This is a genomic window from Bacillus sp. S10(2024) (genome assembly GCF_050473865.1).
GTDB lineage: Bacteria > Bacillota > Bacilli > Bacillales > Bacillaceae_G > Bacillus_A.
On sequence record NZ_JBFLUR010000002.1, the window covers coordinates 4,579,156 to 4,595,041 of the forward strand.

Genomic DNA, 15,886 nt, shown 5'->3' on the forward strand with positions numbered 1-15,886 from the left:
AATATCTTTTTACATTATAAATCTATCTTATCTAAAAAGGAACAAAGGAGTGGTGACGTAATGAAAATGAAAAAAATTTGTAAAAAAAAGTCGATAATTATTCCTTTTTTTTTAAAATGACACAATTATAACCTTTCGCTAACTCTATTTTTTATGTAATATATACTTATAAAACGATTTAACGATTTTCGTGTTATATAGCTTTTTTGTAGTAAACAAATTGGGAGGGAACAACGAATGGATTTGGCATCAATCATTGGAATTATCCTAGGGATAGTTGCTATTGTGGTAGGAATGTTTTTGAAAGGAGCCCCGCTTAACGCCTTATTAAATCCGGCGGCATTTATGATTATTTTTATGGGTACATTTGCAGCGGTCTGTATCGCTTTTCCAATGAACCAATTAAAAAGAATTCCTAAATTATTCAAAATCATTTTCGGGAAAAATAAAAAAGAGATGACTTATGAAGAAATATTGGAATTGTTTGTGCATTGGACATCGGAAAGTAGAAAGTATGGTATTTTATCCTTAGAACAACAGCTAGATCAAGTAGAAGATGAATTTTTAATGAGGGGTATGAAATTTGTTATCGATGGTGTGTCAGCAGATGACCTTGAGCAAATATTAGAATCAGAAATTGAAGCAATAGAGGAGCGTCATACAAAAGGAGCTAGTCTTTTCACTCAAGCTGGTACATATGCACCGACACTCGGTGTTTTAGGGGCTGTAATTGGACTTGTAGCTGCATTGGGGAACTTAGCGGATATTGATAAGCTAGGTCATGCGATTTCTGGTGCGTTTATTGCGACAATTTTTGGTATTTTTTCTGGTTATGTGCTGTGGCATCCATTTGCAAACAAATTAAAACAAAAGTCTGCACAAGAAATTGAGAAGAAGCGTTTAATGGTTGAATGTTTATTAATGCTTCAAGCTGGTACGTATCCATTTGTTATGAGAAATCGTATTTTATGTGCACTCTCTGAAACTGAGCGTAAAAAGCTAGAACAGGGAGCGAAGAAAGATGAGTAGAAGAAAGAAGAAGAAAAAAAAGCATGAAGATCATATTGATGAGACCTGGCTAATTCCGTATGCGGACATGTTAACTTTGTTATTTGCATTATTTATCGTTTTGTTTGCGATGAGTAGTATTGATGCAGGGAAGTTTAAACAAATGGCAGTTGCTTTTAAGAAAGAGCTTTCAGGTGGGACAGGGAATAAAGAGTTTTTAAGTGAACAAAAGCCAATATCTGACAAGGATTTAAAAGAAACGCGCCCTGAGTCTGAAAAAATTAAGGAAAAAGCAGAGGCAGAAGTGAAGCAGCAGGAAATGAATGAATTAAAAGAATTACAAAAAAATATTGATAAATACATTGCAGAAAAGGGACTTCAATCTTCATTTAATACAGAGCTCACAGAACGTGGATTAATGGTAACAATTCGAGATAACGCACTTTTTGACTCTGGACAAGCTACTGTGAAGTTAGAGTCGCTGAATATGGCGCAGGAGATGTCCTCATTATTAGTTGCAGCATCTCCTCGAGAAATTACTGTATCAGGACATACAGATAATGTTCCAATCTCGAATGCGAATTTTGCTTCTAACTGGGAGTTAAGTACGCAGCGTGCTGTTAACTTTATGCAAGCACTACTCAAAAACAACCAATTACTTCCGCAAAAATTTAGTGCAATTGGCTACGGAGAATATCGTCCTGTTGCATCGAATGACACTCCGGAAGGAAGAACGAAAAATAGACGGGTAGAAGTATTTATTTTACCTCTTATAAAAGATAAAAAATAAAGGATGGCATTGTGCCACCCTTTATTTTTTATCTTCAAATGATTTTAAGTTGTCTCTACGAATTTTATCTTTTTCTGCATCAGATTTTTTAAAGTCATAGTTATATAAAGAACCTTCCCAGTCACCATACATAGGATTTGGGAAAACGATAAATTTTTCGCCAAATTGTGCTTTTAATTCTTCTACTTTCTTATTGCGATCTTGCGTAGATAATCCATCAAAACCAATGAAGTCTGATAAATTATCACCGAATAATAAGACGATATCATGCGTTGATGAAACGAGTTCACGACGCTTTTCTTTTCCCTTTTCTTTCGGCTCTTGTAGTAAGATATGTTCTTTCGTTGCTTGTGGAGCACCGATACGTTCTAAATTTTTAATTGTTGCATCTAACTGATTCGTTTTACGATTTGAAATGTAGTAAATATCTACACCTTTTGATTCTGCATGTTTTAAGAAATCAATTGCACCAGGAAGAGCTTCCGCTTCTGCTTTGTTAATCCATTCATCCCACTTATAAGGATAGCCTTTTCCTGTTTTTACAGTCATTGCTTGGTGTGGACTGTTATCAACAACAGTTTCATCTAAGTCTAGTACTACAGCCGGTTTCTTGCTTGTCCCCTTAGCAAGAACTGCATCTAGCTTTTGTGTACCGATGTTGTAGCCTTGGTAGTATAATGCTTTTGCTTCACCAGATGTTTGATACCATAAGTCAGCCATTAATTGTTGATCTGTTAATTGGACTTTTTCTTCTTTTGCTTTTGCTGATGTCTGTTCTGCCCCCATGTTGCATGCTGTTAAAGTTGTAGATAACAACGCAACAGATAACAGAGTTGTTAATGTTCTCTTTTTCATAGTGTCCTCCCTAAGGTGTGTAATTTAACACTTGATTATATCACGATAAAATAATGGGAAGTAAATGTAATTTTGCATATTTATATACGTATATAATTTATTGTGTGCAATGTTATAATAAAATATGGTAAAAATATACGTATTTTGAATAGTATTAAATGTATAGGACTAATTTTAAGGAGAGAAAAGTATGACATTGCAGATTCAACAATTAACCAAGCAGTTTGGTGAAAACGTTGCAGTGAATCATCTGAATCTTACTCTGCCGAAAGGTGAAGTATTAGGACTGTTAGGACGAAACGGTGCAGGAAAAACAACAACTATTAAAATGCTGTTAAGTTTATTAACACCAAATAAGGGCAGTATTACGTGGGATGGGAAAGAGATTTCGGAGAGTGGTGTGACAATTGGTTATCTTCCCGAAGAGAGAGGCTTGTATACGAAAAGTCGAGTAATTGATCAACTTCGCTATTTTGGTAGATTAGAAGGAATGACAAAAAAAGCAGTAGATGCAGCTATTGATTTTTGGTTAGGGAAATTAGCGATTCCTGAATATAAGCATAAGGTTGCGGGGGAATTATCAAAAGGGAATCAACAAAAAATTCAATTAATCGCAGCGCTTCTACATGACCCTGAGCTACTCATTTTAGATGAACCGTTTAGCGGGCTGGATCCCGTAAATGCTGAAATGCTAGCAAATATTATTGAAGAACAAGTTCAAAGAGGGAAAACAATTATTTTATCCAGTCATCGTATGGAACAAGTTGAATCGTTTTGTCAGCATGTGTGTATTTTGAAGCAAGGTGAAGCGGTTGTAGAAGGTCACTTAAGTGATATAAAAAAAGAATACGGATTTCGAAACTTAACAATTGAAGATAACGAAGAAAATGAAAAAGCATTGCAGACATTACAGATTGTGTATGAGAAACGTCTTGGTTATCTTTATATTAAAGTTCAGGAAGATACAGAGGCCCTATCAATCTTACAAAAATTACAAGATCAAGGTATGCATTTACGTCAGTTTAAAATGCTAGAACCGACCTTAAATGAAATCTTTGTAGAAAGGGCGAAATAAGAATGCGTAAATTTTTTCATGTGTTTTCGTTTTATTTTAGAGAATCATTTCTTTCTAAAAAATCACTAATTACAAGTGGGATTTTATTTTTAGTGGTATTTGGAGTTTTTGCTTTTAATCACTTTACTGCTGATAAAGATAAAAATAAAGACAAAGACAAGCTGGCAATCGTAATGGATAGTTCGACATATACCGTGCAAGAAGAGATGTTAAATAAAATTCTTCCATCAGCCCAAATACGAGTAGAAAAGAAAGAACAGCTAGAAAAATTTCATAAGCAAGTTGAAGAAGGGGAGTTAGATGGCCTCTTTTACGTTACAGAAAAAAATGGAGTACCCGAAGTAACGTATATGTATAATGGTTTTCCAAGTAAAGAAACGTCTACTATTATAGCGAACTATTTAAAACAGCAATATATGCAAGTGATTCTTTCGAACCATAAGGTGCCGTCTGATGTAGCGCGGCAATTACAAGCAGATATTTCGGTGAAAGAAGAAGCGATTAAAGATCGTGCTTCCTCCTTCGGTATTGCATATGCGTTTATATTTGTACTATATATGTTTATCATGGCGTTTGGAAATACAATTGCGATGAATATCGCATCAGAAAAATCTTCTCGTGTTATGGAGATTATGCTTTCGAAAGTGAAACCATTGTATATGATGTACGCTAAAATTCTTGCTGTTGTTACAACAGCGTTACTTCAAATTGCTATCCTTGCATGTGGTTTTCTCGTTCCAGTTTTAATTGGATGGATAGATTTAGATAATGCGTCTTTATTTGGTCTTCCAATTGATTTTGCAAAGTTAGATGCAAAAGTTATTAGTTTGTTTATTGTATTTTTCATTACGGGCTATTTATTGTATGCGATGATGTATGCGGCAGCTGGAGCTGTTGTATCAAAAACGGAGGACTTACAATCAGTATCATTTCCAGTCGCAATTTTAATTATGGCAGCGTTTTTCATTAGTATTAAATCATTATCAGATCCAAATAGTACAATTGTTGTGATTAGCTCATATATTCCTTTCTTTACGCCAATGGTCACATTCTCACGTGTTGTAGCTGGAGAAGCTGGTGCTTTAGAAATTAGCATTGCCTTATCGTTATTACTTGCGACAATTCTCCTTTTAAACTTTATTACAAGTCGCATTTACGTAAACGGTGTTATGAGCTATTCCGATAAAGTGAAATTTAAAGATCTCACTAAATTTATAAAGCGTCATTAATACAGAAAAATCCTGATTCTTTTAGAAGTAAATCAGGATTTTTTTTTCTGGATTTACAATGCTATTTATTATATACCACTTTCTTTCGCTTTATATAACGAAAGAAAGTGGTATATAATAAAAGGCACGTTGTTTTTTGTGATTGATAGAGAATGGAATAAAGGAGGGGAATACAAGTGGGGATTAGTAGTCGTTTTACGGTGGCTGTTCATATGTTAACATTGCTAGCAGTGGACAGAACTTCACGTTGTACGTCTGAATGGATTGCTGGTAGTGTCAATACAAACCCAGTCGTTATTCGCCGAATTACAGGAATGCTAAAAAAAGCAGGACTAGTTGATGTGCAAGCTGGAAAAGGCGGCACTTCTTTAGCTCGAGATTTAGCCGAAGTGACATTACTTGATGTATACAAAGCGGTTGAAGTTGTGGAGGAAGGACATTTATTTTCTTTTCACGATAATCCGAACGTACAATGTCCAGTTGGGGCAAATATTCAAAATGTGTTAGAAATTATATTATTGCAAGCGCAAGAAGCGATGGAAAATGTACTTGCAAATGTAAAAGTAAAACAGCTCGTTACGAATTTAGAAGAAAAAATAAAACGATAAAAGAACCTAGCCTTCTATCATGCAAGGCTAGGTTCTTTTTCATTAAGCGTTACGCACTGTGAAGCGTTGACGTAAGAATTGAGGAGTTTCTACTTCATCTAATAAAGCAACGGCGTAGTTTGGAATGGAAACGCGGCTTTCGCCGTTTTCATCCGTTAATAACTGGTCTGTACCTGTTACATATTTGCCTGTGCGTTCCCCAGGTTCGATCATTGCAGCGGGGCTTAAATTTGTCCAGTTAAAGTCCGACTGTTTATATACTTCTAATGCATCGCGGTGTGCTAATGCGATTGGTTTCCAATCGGCAGGAAAGTCTGATGTATCCACAACTTGTAAGCCAGGTGCTACTTCTAAACTACCTGCGCCTCCAACTGATACTAGACGAGAGATGCTAGCTTGGTTTGCTGCTTGTAATAAAGAATGTGTTGCTTCTACAAGTTTCTCCTCTTCACCATGTTTAGGACCAAATGCACTAATTAATACGTCATGATTTACTGCTTCTTTTGCAATGCTGCTTGTATGAAAGATATCACCTGTTACAACATGTAAATTTTCATGTGTCGTTTCTACGCGAGATGCATCGCGCACAATAGCTGTTACTTCGTGCCCTCGTGTTAAAGCTTCCTCAATGATTTGTTTTCCGATATTACCAGTTGCGCCTACTACTGCAAGTTTCATGTTCATTCTCCTTTTTCATTTTATATAAAAATGTATTTATCTGCACTTAAGTTGTAACTTGTTCGATTACAACTATATGTAACCATTATAGTTACTACTATATTTTTTTGTCAACAGAAAAAACAAATTGAAGAAAGAGAAAGTTTCTATTTTATTTAAAGCAAACAGAAAACAAGGGGGGAATAAAGAAAAGGGCACCGCAGAAAGCAGCGCCCTTATTCATAAGAACTTGGCATAAGCAACATGAGAATGAAATAAGCTAAAAAACCTGTTCCGAAACATAAGATAGCGATTAGCCAAAGAATGCGAATCATACTTGTGCTTATGCCGAAATATTCTCCTAAACCACCGCATACGCCGAGAAACACTTTATCTGTTGAAGATTTACACAATCTTTTTTCTGTCATGAACGTCTCTCCTTTTCATAATTCATCATTTTTTATGTAGCAATGAACAGGAACGATTGAATTATATTGCGATTTTTAGAGAGAAGATGACTGCTTTATCCCGCATTAGCGGACAATGCTTGTGAAAGTGCAAACAATTTTTTATAAATACATGCAATTTCTGCTTATTTGTATTCACCACGCCTTGCTTCTATTCATACAATATCTTGACTAAATAAACACCCAACTTACACACATACAGCTCTGGCTTAAGCAAGGAGGGTTATACCAATTGAAGGAAAAAGAATATCAATCTAAACCGTTGCTCACAAAAAGAGAAAGAGAAGTGTTTGAGTTACTCGTTCAAGATAAAACAACAAAAGAAATTGCAAGTGAACTTTTTATTAGTGAAAAGACCGTACGTAATCATATTTCAAATGCAATGCAAAAGCTAGGAGTTAAAGGACGCTCACAAGCAGTTGTCGAGCTCCTTCGTATGGGAGAGCTTGAACTATAAAGGATAAAACCGGCTTTCAGGTGAAGAAAAGCCGGTTATTTTTGTATCTTGCAAATTACTAGGAAAAGGAGGAAAATGAAAAGGTCTATTCATGTACATAAGGTGAACCTTCTATTATTCTATGAATGAGTGCACTGTTTGGAAATGTACAGTTAGATTATGAAAGAGAAAACGGGGCGATTGTTTTGAATAGAGCGATTGGTGTAATTGATTCAGGTGTTGGTGGTTTAACAGTAGCGAAAGAATTAATTCGACAATTACCGAAAGAGCGAATTATATATTTAGGAGATACAGCACGTTGCCCGTATGGTCCGCGATCTCGTGAAGAAGTAAGACAATTTACATGGGAAATGACAGAGTATTTACTAGCACAGGATATTAAGATGCTTGTAATTGCTTGTAATACTGCAACGGCAGTTGTGCTTGAAGAAATGCAAAAGAAATTATCTATTCCAGTTGTAGGTGTCATTCATCCAGGTGCGCGTACAGCACTTAAAGTGACAAATACGTACCATGTGGGTGTAATTGGAACGATTGGAACAGTAAAAAGCGGTGCATATGAATACGCGTTAAAATCGATTAACAACCGCGTATTAGTAGAGAGTTTAGCTTGTCCGCCGTTTGTTGAGCTTGTAGAGAGCGGGAATTTTGAGAGTGAAATGGCGTATGAAGTGGTAAGAGAAACATTGCAACCATTGAAGAACACGGAAATTGATACGTTAATTTTAGGTTGTACACATTATCCGATTTTAGGACCAGTTATTGGGCGGGTTATGGGCGATTCCATACAATTGATTAGTTCAGGTGATGAAACAGCTCGTGAAGTAAGTACGATTTTGTATCATAGTAAGATGCTGTATGATATAGAAGAGCAAAGTGATCATCTTTTCTTAACAACAGGAGAAATTGATGTGTTTAAAGAAATTGCTTCAAAATGGTTCGGACAACCGATTGAGAATGTGAAGCATATCGTTTTATAAAGCTACTGTTTATGTAAAATATATAAAAGACCAGCCTTATTCAATGTGTATTTGAATAAGGCTGGTCTTTTGTTTGACTGGAAATCATAGTTTAAAGATGAATGAGTCAATACTGTTCATAAGAGCTCGATTGACGAAACTAACCCAACTGATGGTTAGTTTCACTTGATAAGTTGCGGAAGAACAGCTGTTAGTTCTTGTTTGATTCGTTTTGCAAATGCTGGATGTTTACCTGAAGTAGATATACTTACAATATACTCATGATCTCGAATAACAGCAGGTGTGTGAAAAGATGATTGTGTGCCGTCACTTACGATATTAACCCACTGAAAATCATGCGCTGCTTGTTTGACCCTTATATTTACATCGTGATGATTTGTTGCGGCATAAATGAGATGAGCATCTTGTATGTCTTCATCTGTGAACGCTTTTTGTTTCCATGTAATATAGGAGAGTTGCTTCATTTCCTCGCAAATGTCCGGACTCACAACGGTGACAAGGGCTCCTGTATCCTGTAATCCACACGCTTTTCGGTATGCAATTTTGCCACCTCCGATAATGACAACACGCTTGCCTTGTAGATTACATATAAGGGGATATAAGTTACACATGTACATATTCCTCCATTCGTTCTAATAATGCGGACTTCATATAGGGATCAAATTGAAGGCAGTTACATGTTGTCACGTTCGTATGTGTGTGTGCATGGCGCTCAATTTTTCGAAGTAATAATCCGGTAAAGAGAAGGTATGGCATGACATATACATGCTCGGTCGCTGTTGCTATACGATCAAGTTCTTCGGTAAAAGAAGGTGATCCTTTTGTTAAAAAAGAGCAGGAAACTCGTATGTTAATTTTTCGCTCAACTGCTTCTCCAATTTGCTGTAATTCATGTATAGGCTGAGGGTCGCTACTGCCTCGGCCGACGAGTAGAATTTCGCTATCTTGTATAGGCAATGCTTCTTGTATTCTTTTGATTACAAGTTCAATCATGAGCGGGTGTGTACTAAATGGTGGTACAACTGAAAATATAATATGCGGATAGCGCTTTTTCAGTTGATCAATTTCGAAAGGAACGTCACGTTTATAATGAGCCGCTGCAAATAATAAAACAGGGACAAGTAAAACTTCAGTTGCTCCATCTAAAATTGCTTCTGTAATTGCATCTTGGACAGTTGGTGTTGTGAGTTCAAGAAAGCCGATTTTTTGAATACCTTCATTTCGCTCCTTTATAACGGACTGGACAAAGCGGATGAATTGCTCATTGCCTTCTTGTAATCGACTGCCGTGCCCAATATAAACAATTCCTTTCATTGTGCCGTCACTTCTTTCTCGTTAAAAATCGCTTGTAATTCATAATCGATGTTTTGGAATCCGACTTTATTTGCGTACTGTAAAGTTAGTTCATCAGTATACGAGAATGGTAAATTGACAATATGCATGAAACCAAGGCGTCTGGCTTCCGCTATAAATGTATCAATTGCGGCACGTCCTTCAAATACAATGCTATCCCATGTAAATTCAGAGAGCATACGTGTATGAATTTCATCAAAACGATAATCTATTTTATATTCATGTGTCATTATATAAGAACCAGGGCCGATTTTTTCTTGAATAACAGCAATCCGGTTAATATTCCGTCCGAGATACACAGTTGATTTTGTAGAAAAACTTGCTTGTTCACTGATAAGCCCATATTTCATAAGTGCTTCCTCGGTAGTATGATTCATATGCTGGAGAACTCCTTGTAAGGAACGGATATCTTTCCGATGCTGTGTACATGATTGTAACAAGATTGCAACGCTTTCGGCTGAACAGAAAACAAGACGCTTGGCATCGAATATTTCACGGAGTTGTTCCTGTGTTAACGTGTAATCTCGTTTTTGGAAAGTTGGAATTTGATAAGTTTCTGCTCCAGCTTCTTGTAATGTTTGGTCTGCTTTACTTGTTTTATTTGATGAAGAGGCGAGCAAAACTTTTTTTCCATGTAATGGCTTATGCTCTTTCCAAGCGATTTGTTTACGTAAGGATACGACATCCCCAACAATTGTCATGGAAGGATTTGAAATGTGTTCCTTTTTGACACTATCAACAATTGTGGAGAGCGTACCTGTAACAACTCGCTGTCTTCCGGTTGTCCCCCATTCGATGACTGCTACTGGTGTATCTTTTTTCTTTCCGGTTTGTAGTAAGTTTTCGCAAATGGTTGGTAAGTTTTTAATACCCATATAAAAGGCAACAGTATCACTATTTAAGAGTGAGTTGTAGTTGACATGATCCTGAATTGGTCCTTTTGTATGACCAGTTAGTAATGTCACGCTATTACTGTAATCGCGATGGGTGAGAGGGATGCCGGCATACGCGCTTGCGGCGATGCTAGATGTAATACCTGGTACAATCTCATATGGAATGTTTTCTGCTGCTAAAGTGGCTGCTTCTTCACCAACTCGGCCAAAGATAGAGGGGTCTCCGCCTTTTAAGCGGACAACAGTCTTACCTTCTTTGGCAGATTGAAGTAAATGCGTGTTAATCATTTCTTGGCGCATAATATGATTTGTTGGCATTTTTCCGCAATAGACAAGTTCGCATGTTGACTTCGTATAGCGAAGTAAATTTTGATTCAACAAGCGGTCATATAGAACAATGTCTGCTTTTTGTAAGCAATCGATTGCCTTTTTTGTAATAAGCCCTTCATCACCAGGTCCTGCACCAACTAAATATACGTATCCGTTCATCTTTACACCTCATCTGTTTTTACTGGAAAGGAAGCCGAGAAGGGGCTTCCTTGTATAAGTTACATGTATATATAAATATCGCCATCAATAATTTGTACTTCATACGTTTGAATACAGCCATCATCAGGTTTTTGTACTTCACCTGTTCGTAATGAAATTTTCCAATCGTGCAGCGGACAAAAGACAAATTCGCCAGAAACAATTCCTTCCGCTAATGGACCATTTTTATGAGGACACCGATTTTCTACAGCGCGAATGTCACCGTTTGCTAGACGAAATAAGGCAATAGACATGTTCTTTATGCGCACTTCCTTACCGATTTGTACAGGAAGATCCGCGGCAGCCATAATTTTTATTTTTTCTTTCGTTTGTAACATATGAATCACTCCTTATTTTACACTCTCTACTTCATACATCGTTTTTAGTGACTCGGTTTCTAGTGCTTGTCCCCAAGCTTCTTCGTAGGTATTTCGTGCTGTTTGGAAGCGTTCGTTTAATATAGCGACCATGCTTTCATCTTGCAGCACTTCTTTTATTTGATCTAAGCCTATTCGTTCTACCCAAGGAGCTGTACGTTCGCCGTAAATACCAGTTTCACGATAGTATTGTACGTACGCTGTGGCGATGCGAAGTACATCTTCTTCTGAAGGAACAATCATTACAAAGTCAGCTTCACGTACTTCTGTACCGCCGTTACCCCCGATATAAAGCTGGAAGCCATTTTCAACACAAACGACGCCAAAGTCTTTCGTTAATGCTTCTGCACAGTTGCGCGGACAACCTGTTACACCCATTTTCATTTTATGTGGTGTATCTACCATTTCTAATGACTGCTCAAGCAACATGCCAAGTCCTAATGAATCCTTTGTACCGAAGCGGCAGAAGCGGGAGCCAACGCATGATTTTACATTGCGAAGAGACTTCGAATAGGCGTAGCCAGAATTCATATCAAGATCAGCCCACACTTTTGGTAAATCTTCTTTTTTAACACCATATAAACCGATGCGGCTTGCACCTGTTATTTTCACGAGCGGGACGTCGTATTTCTTAGCAACTTCTGCGATTTTCATTAAATCATCTGCTGTTGTAACGCCGCCGTACATACGTGGAATCACAGAAAATGTTCCGTCATGTTGAATATTTCCATTCATTCTTTCGTTAACGAAGCGGGATGCTTTATCATCGGCATACTCTTCTGGACAAATCATACGTAAATAATAATTTAATGCAGGGCGGCATTTTGAACAGCCTTCTTCGTGCGAGAAGTTAAGAACGTTTCGTACTTCTTTCGGTGACTTTAACCCTTTCTCATGAATTGCAGCTACAACTTCATCGCGAGATAAGGTTGTACACCCGCACATGCCTGCAACTTGGACAGAAGCGTCAAAGTTATCTCCAAGTGTATGAGATAAAATTTGTTCCACAACTGGGCGACATTTACCGCAAGAACCTGCTGCTTTTGTACACCCTTTTACTTCTTCGAATGTCTTTAAGTCTTGTTCTAAAATAGCGTTAACAATTGTTCCTTTTGTGACACCGTTGCATCCGCAAACAGTTTCATCAGCACTCATACTTGCAACGTCAAGTCCGTTATCTTCACCAGCTTTATGAAGAAGAGAAGCAGGTGTATATTCTTGTATATCTTCTTCTTTTTTTAACATGCTGAAGAGGCGTGTGCCGTCAGTTGTATTTCCGTATAAAACAATACCAACAACTTTATTGTCTCGGATGAGTACCTTTTTATAGGAACGTGTGCATTCATCGAAAATGGAGATTGCTTTTGTCTTATCATCTTCATAAATTTGACCAGCAGAGAATAAATTGCATCCTGCAACTTTTAGCTGTGTACCGACGATGCTGCCAGTATATCCACTTGTTTGTGTATCTGTAATGTGTTTTGCTAATATAGCACCTTGTTCATAAAGTGGTGCAACAAGTCCATATGCAATCCCGTCATGTTCTGCGCATTCTCCAACTGCATATATTGCTTCATCATTTGTTTGCATATAGTCATTGACTACAACACCACGGTTTACAATTAAATCAGCATCTTTTGCTAATTGTGTATTCGGACGTATTCCAACAGCCATCACAATTAAATCGCATGTTACAATATCGCCATCTGCAAATTGAATGCCCTCAACGTGGTTTGTACCAAGAATTTTTACTGTTTTCTTTTCCATAAGGAACTTCATACCTTGTGATTCTAAATCTTCGCGTAGTAGTGAAGCTGCTTTAGCGTCGAGTTGTTGTTCCATTAAGTGCGGCATTAAATGAACAACATGTACGTCCATTCCTAAGTCAATAAGTCCTCGTGCTGCTTCTAAACCAAGCAATCCCCCACCAATGACAACAGCTTTTTTATATTGTTTAGCGGTATCCATCATAAATTGTGTATCTTCAATTGTACGAAAACCTGTTACACCAGGGAGGTTTGCACCTTCCACTGGTAAAATAAATGCACTGGATCCTGTTGCGATTATGAGTTTGTCGTACATAACAAGACGATTTTTTTCTGTAACAATGACTTGTTCTTCTCGATCAATTTTCAGCACTTTTTCATTTGTATACAACGTAATATCATTTTCTTCGTACCAACTATATTCGTTCATAATGATATCTTGCATGTTTGTCTTTCCTTGTAGGACGTGGGAGAGCATAATGCGATTATAGTTTGGGTGCGGTTCATCTCCAAAAATGGTAATGTCATATAAGGTATCGTTTTGTTTTAAAATTTCTTCGATGCAGCGTATTCCAGCCATACCATTCCCGATCATGACTAAACGTGTTTTCATATTTATTTCCCTTCTTTTATGTGAAATGTTTAACAAACTTTTATACTTGTATTATAAAAGTTTTGGAAAATAAGGAGATGTGATATTTATCACATCTTTGGAGGATTCATAAATTGTTCAAAAATGTATATAATCTATTTTTGCATTTGATGATTGGATCCTACTAGTTATAGGTAGTAATCCGTTGCTAATAGAAAATTCCTTTTATCTAGATGTTTTTTTAAAAAGATAAGTTGTCATTGCTTGTTCTAAAGTGAAAACGAGGCTCGTATATATATAGTACAAACTTAGATTTTTTTAGGGGGAAAGCGTATGCCTAAATCGACTTTCAAATGGATTGTTTGTGCTACATTAAGTACAGTTTTATTAACGGGATGCGGTTTGTTTAGTAAGGAAAAAGGGACAGAGCAAATTGATCCACCTAAGAAAGTAACATATACGGATGGTGAGAAGAAAGAAACTGCAAAACAAGGGGAAACAAAAAAATTAGATTTATATCTTGTAGATAAAAATGGTTATGTTGTGCCGCAAACGGTACAGTTACCCGCTCCGAAAGATAACGCAGTAATTAAGCAGTCATTACAATACCTAGTGAAAGACGGACCGGTAACAAATGTATTGCCAAATGGATTTCAAGCTGTGCTCCCAGCGGATACAGAAATGACAGTTGATGTGAAAAAAGATGGGACTGCAGTTGTTGACTTTTCAAAAGAACTGAAAAACTATAAAAAAGAAGAAGAACGCCGCATTGTAGAAGCGGTTACTTGGACATTAACGCAGTTTAAAGAAGTAAAGAATGTGAAGTTCAGCATGAATGGGCAAGATTTAGCGAAAATGCCTGTTGCTGGTACGCCGATTGGTAATGGATTCAGCCGAGCGAATGGTATTAACTTTGATGATGAGCAAGTTGCGGATCTTGCAAATACAAAACCAATTACGCTGTATTTCTTAGCGCAAAATAATAAGCAAACGTATTATGTGCCGGTAACGCGCCGCGTTGCTGAAGGGAAAGAAAATGAAGCTGCGACAATTGTAAAAGAACTTGTGAAAGGACCGTCGCAGAAATCGGCGTTAACATATGATTTTAATCCAGATGTGAGGTTAATTAATGAACCAAAACTTGAAAAAGGGACCGTGACATTGAACTTTAATGAAAATATTTATGCAAATAAAGATAAAAGTGCGATTTCCAACTATGTATTACAGTCGCTTGTATTATCTTTAACAGAAAAACAAGGTGTGGAAAAAGTGTCCATTCAAGTGAATGGAAAGGCAAATCTTGTTACAGAAAAAGGTGATAAATTAATAAAACCGGTCGATCGGCCACAAAACGTGAATACAGGTGGTTTTTAAACAGAAATAATTTGATATACTGAATGTAGGAAGAGAAGGGGAATGCAGCTAATTCCCCTTCTTTTATTTCAATACATAACATAAATTTTGAATGGGCTATACTAACAAGTAGTAGTTACAAGGGGGTTATTTTTTATGCGAGTAGATGGTAGACAAGCATCAGATTTGCGTCGTATACATATTCAAACGAATTATTTAAAACATCCAGAAGGATCGGTATTAATTGAAGTTGGTGATACGAAGGTGATTTGTACAGCAACGATTGAAGATCGAGTTCCTCCGTTTATGAGAGGGGAAGGAAAAGGATGGGTTACAGCGGAGTATTCCATGATTCCTCGTGCAACAGAACAGCGTACTATCCGTGAATCAAGTAAAGGAAAAGTAACGGGACGTACAATGGAAATTCAACGTTTAATTGGACGAGCATTGCGTGCTGTTGTTGATTTAGAAGCGCTTGGTGAAAAAACAATTTGGATTGACTGTGATGTCATTCAAGCTGACGGCGGAACGCGAACTGCTTCGATCACCGGTGCATATGTAGCGATGGTATTAGCATTTGAAAAGCTTGTGGAAGCCGGGAAAGTATCGAAACTTCCAGTGAAAGATTTCTTGGCGGCAACGTCTGTTGGGATCGTTGATGAGCATGGAGTTGTATTAGATTTAAATTATGCAGAAGATTCTAAGGCGAATGTTGATATGAATGTCATTATGACAGGAAAAGGACACTTTGTTGAAGTACAAGGTACAGGAGAAGAAGCGACATTTAGCCGCGGTGAATTGAACGAGTTGCTTGATGTAGCAGAACAAGGGATTTTACGGCTTGTTGAAATACAAAAAGAAGCATTGGGTGATATTGTAACTCATATGGAATAGAGGT

The 15,886-nt window shown here is 37.2% G+C and carries 17 protein-coding genes; 9 read left to right on the plus strand and 8 right to left on the minus strand.

What is annotated here, in order from left to right:
• Positions 1–237 precede the first annotated feature (237 nt).
• Positions 238–1,029, plus strand: a complete 792-nt coding sequence (gene motA / locus AB1280_RS23290) for a flagellar motor stator protein MotA (RefSeq protein WP_272186583.1) — start codon at positions 238–240, stop codon at positions 1,027–1,029.
• A complete protein-coding gene (gene motB, locus AB1280_RS23295) occupies positions 1,022–1,798 on the plus strand; it encodes a flagellar motor protein MotB (protein ID WP_272186584.1) in 777 nt (258 codons plus the stop codon). The genes motA and motB overlap by 8 nt, the downstream gene beginning before the upstream one ends.
• A gap of 21 nt (positions 1,799–1,819) precedes the next feature.
• Here the strand turns inward: motB and AB1280_RS23300 are convergent, their stop codons facing one another.
• Positions 1,820–2,653, minus strand: coding sequence for a 5'-nucleotidase, lipoprotein e(P4) family (locus tag AB1280_RS23300; protein ID WP_429757160.1), 834 nt, complete (start codon positions 2,651–2,653; stop codon positions 1,820–1,822).
• 190 nt (positions 2,654–2,843) lie between these two features.
• Between AB1280_RS23300 and AB1280_RS23305 the strand changes: the two genes are divergently transcribed.
• The 3 genes from AB1280_RS23305 (at position 2,844) to AB1280_RS23315 (ending at position 5,565) form a co-directional block, all read left to right on the plus strand.
• The gene (locus tag AB1280_RS23305) at positions 2,844–3,728 is read left to right on the plus strand and encodes an ABC transporter ATP-binding protein (RefSeq protein WP_272186586.1); all 885 of its coding nucleotides are present in this window, start codon (positions 2,844–2,846) and stop codon (positions 3,726–3,728) included.
• A gap of 2 nt (positions 3,729–3,730) precedes the next feature.
• The gene (locus tag AB1280_RS23310; RefSeq protein ID WP_429757161.1) at positions 3,731–4,957 is read left to right on the plus strand and encodes an ABC transporter permease; all 1,227 of its coding nucleotides are present in this window, start codon (positions 3,731–3,733) and stop codon (positions 4,955–4,957) included.
• Between the two features lie 176 nt (positions 4,958–5,133).
• A complete protein-coding gene (locus tag AB1280_RS23315; protein WP_429757162.1) occupies positions 5,134–5,565 on the plus strand; it encodes an Rrf2 family transcriptional regulator in 432 nt (143 codons plus the stop codon).
• 42 nt (positions 5,566–5,607) lie between these two features.
• On the opposite strand, the gene AB1280_RS23320 is transcribed toward AB1280_RS23315, so the two are convergent.
• Together AB1280_RS23320 and AB1280_RS23325 are read right to left on the minus strand one after the other, a co-directional pair.
• Positions 5,608–6,243 carry an NAD(P)-dependent oxidoreductase gene (locus AB1280_RS23320; protein ID WP_429757163.1) on the minus strand — a complete coding sequence of 212 codons (636 nt, stop codon included), beginning with the start codon at positions 6,241–6,243 and terminating at the stop codon, positions 5,608–5,610.
• Positions 6,244–6,458: 215 nt separating this feature from the next.
• Entirely contained in the window at positions 6,459–6,650 is a 192-nt protein-coding gene (locus AB1280_RS23325; RefSeq protein WP_272186590.1) for a PspC domain-containing protein, read from the minus strand.
• A gap of 271 nt (positions 6,651–6,921) precedes the next feature.
• Here AB1280_RS23325 and gerE point away from each other — a divergent pair, with 271 nt between their 5' ends.
• Together gerE and racE are read left to right on the plus strand one after the other, a co-directional pair.
• Positions 6,922–7,146 carry a spore germination transcription factor GerE gene (gene gerE / locus AB1280_RS23330; protein ID WP_020060005.1) on the plus strand — a complete coding sequence of 75 codons (225 nt, stop codon included), beginning with the start codon at positions 6,922–6,924 and terminating at the stop codon, positions 7,144–7,146.
• 125 nt (positions 7,147–7,271) lie between these two features.
• Positions 7,272–8,126 (plus strand): glutamate racemase, encoded by an 855-nt coding sequence (gene racE / locus AB1280_RS23335; protein WP_429757164.1) that lies wholly within the window; start codon positions 7,272–7,274, stop codon positions 8,124–8,126.
• 161 nt (positions 8,127–8,287) lie between these two features.
• Here the strand turns inward: racE and AB1280_RS23340 are convergent, their stop codons facing one another.
• From AB1280_RS23340 to nirB, 5 genes are read right to left on the minus strand one after another with little or no spacing between them, the layout of a single operon-like run.
• Positions 8,288–8,737 (minus strand): precorrin-2 dehydrogenase, encoded by a 450-nt coding sequence (locus AB1280_RS23340; protein WP_429757165.1) that lies wholly within the window; start codon positions 8,735–8,737, stop codon positions 8,288–8,290.
• Complete coding sequence (locus AB1280_RS23345; RefSeq protein ID WP_429757166.1) at positions 8,730–9,440, minus strand: sirohydrochlorin chelatase; 711 nt, start codon at positions 9,438–9,440, stop codon at positions 8,730–8,732. Before AB1280_RS23345 ends, AB1280_RS23340 begins: the two co-directional genes overlap by 8 nt.
• Complete coding sequence (locus tag AB1280_RS23350; protein WP_429757167.1) at positions 9,437–10,861, minus strand: uroporphyrin-III C-methyltransferase; 1,425 nt, start codon at positions 10,859–10,861, stop codon at positions 9,437–9,439. Before AB1280_RS23350 ends, AB1280_RS23345 begins: the two co-directional genes overlap by 4 nt.
• A gap of 59 nt (positions 10,862–10,920) precedes the next feature.
• Entirely contained in the window at positions 10,921–11,238 is a 318-nt protein-coding gene (gene nirD, locus AB1280_RS23355) for a nitrite reductase small subunit NirD (RefSeq protein WP_429757168.1), read from the minus strand.
• 12 nt (positions 11,239–11,250) lie between these two features.
• Complete coding sequence (nirB, locus tag AB1280_RS23360) at positions 11,251–13,656, minus strand: nitrite reductase large subunit NirB (protein ID WP_429757169.1); 2,406 nt, start codon at positions 13,654–13,656, stop codon at positions 11,251–11,253.
• Between the two features lie 312 nt (positions 13,657–13,968).
• Between nirB and AB1280_RS23365 the strand changes: the two genes are divergently transcribed.
• Positions 13,969–15,009 carry a GerMN domain-containing protein gene (locus AB1280_RS23365; RefSeq protein WP_429757170.1) on the plus strand — a complete coding sequence of 347 codons (1,041 nt, stop codon included), beginning with the start codon at positions 13,969–13,971 and terminating at the stop codon, positions 15,007–15,009.
• Between the two features lie 135 nt (positions 15,010–15,144).
• Complete coding sequence (gene rph, locus AB1280_RS23370) at positions 15,145–15,882, plus strand: ribonuclease PH (RefSeq protein ID WP_429757171.1); 738 nt, start codon at positions 15,145–15,147, stop codon at positions 15,880–15,882.
• Positions 15,883–15,886 lie beyond the last annotated feature (4 nt).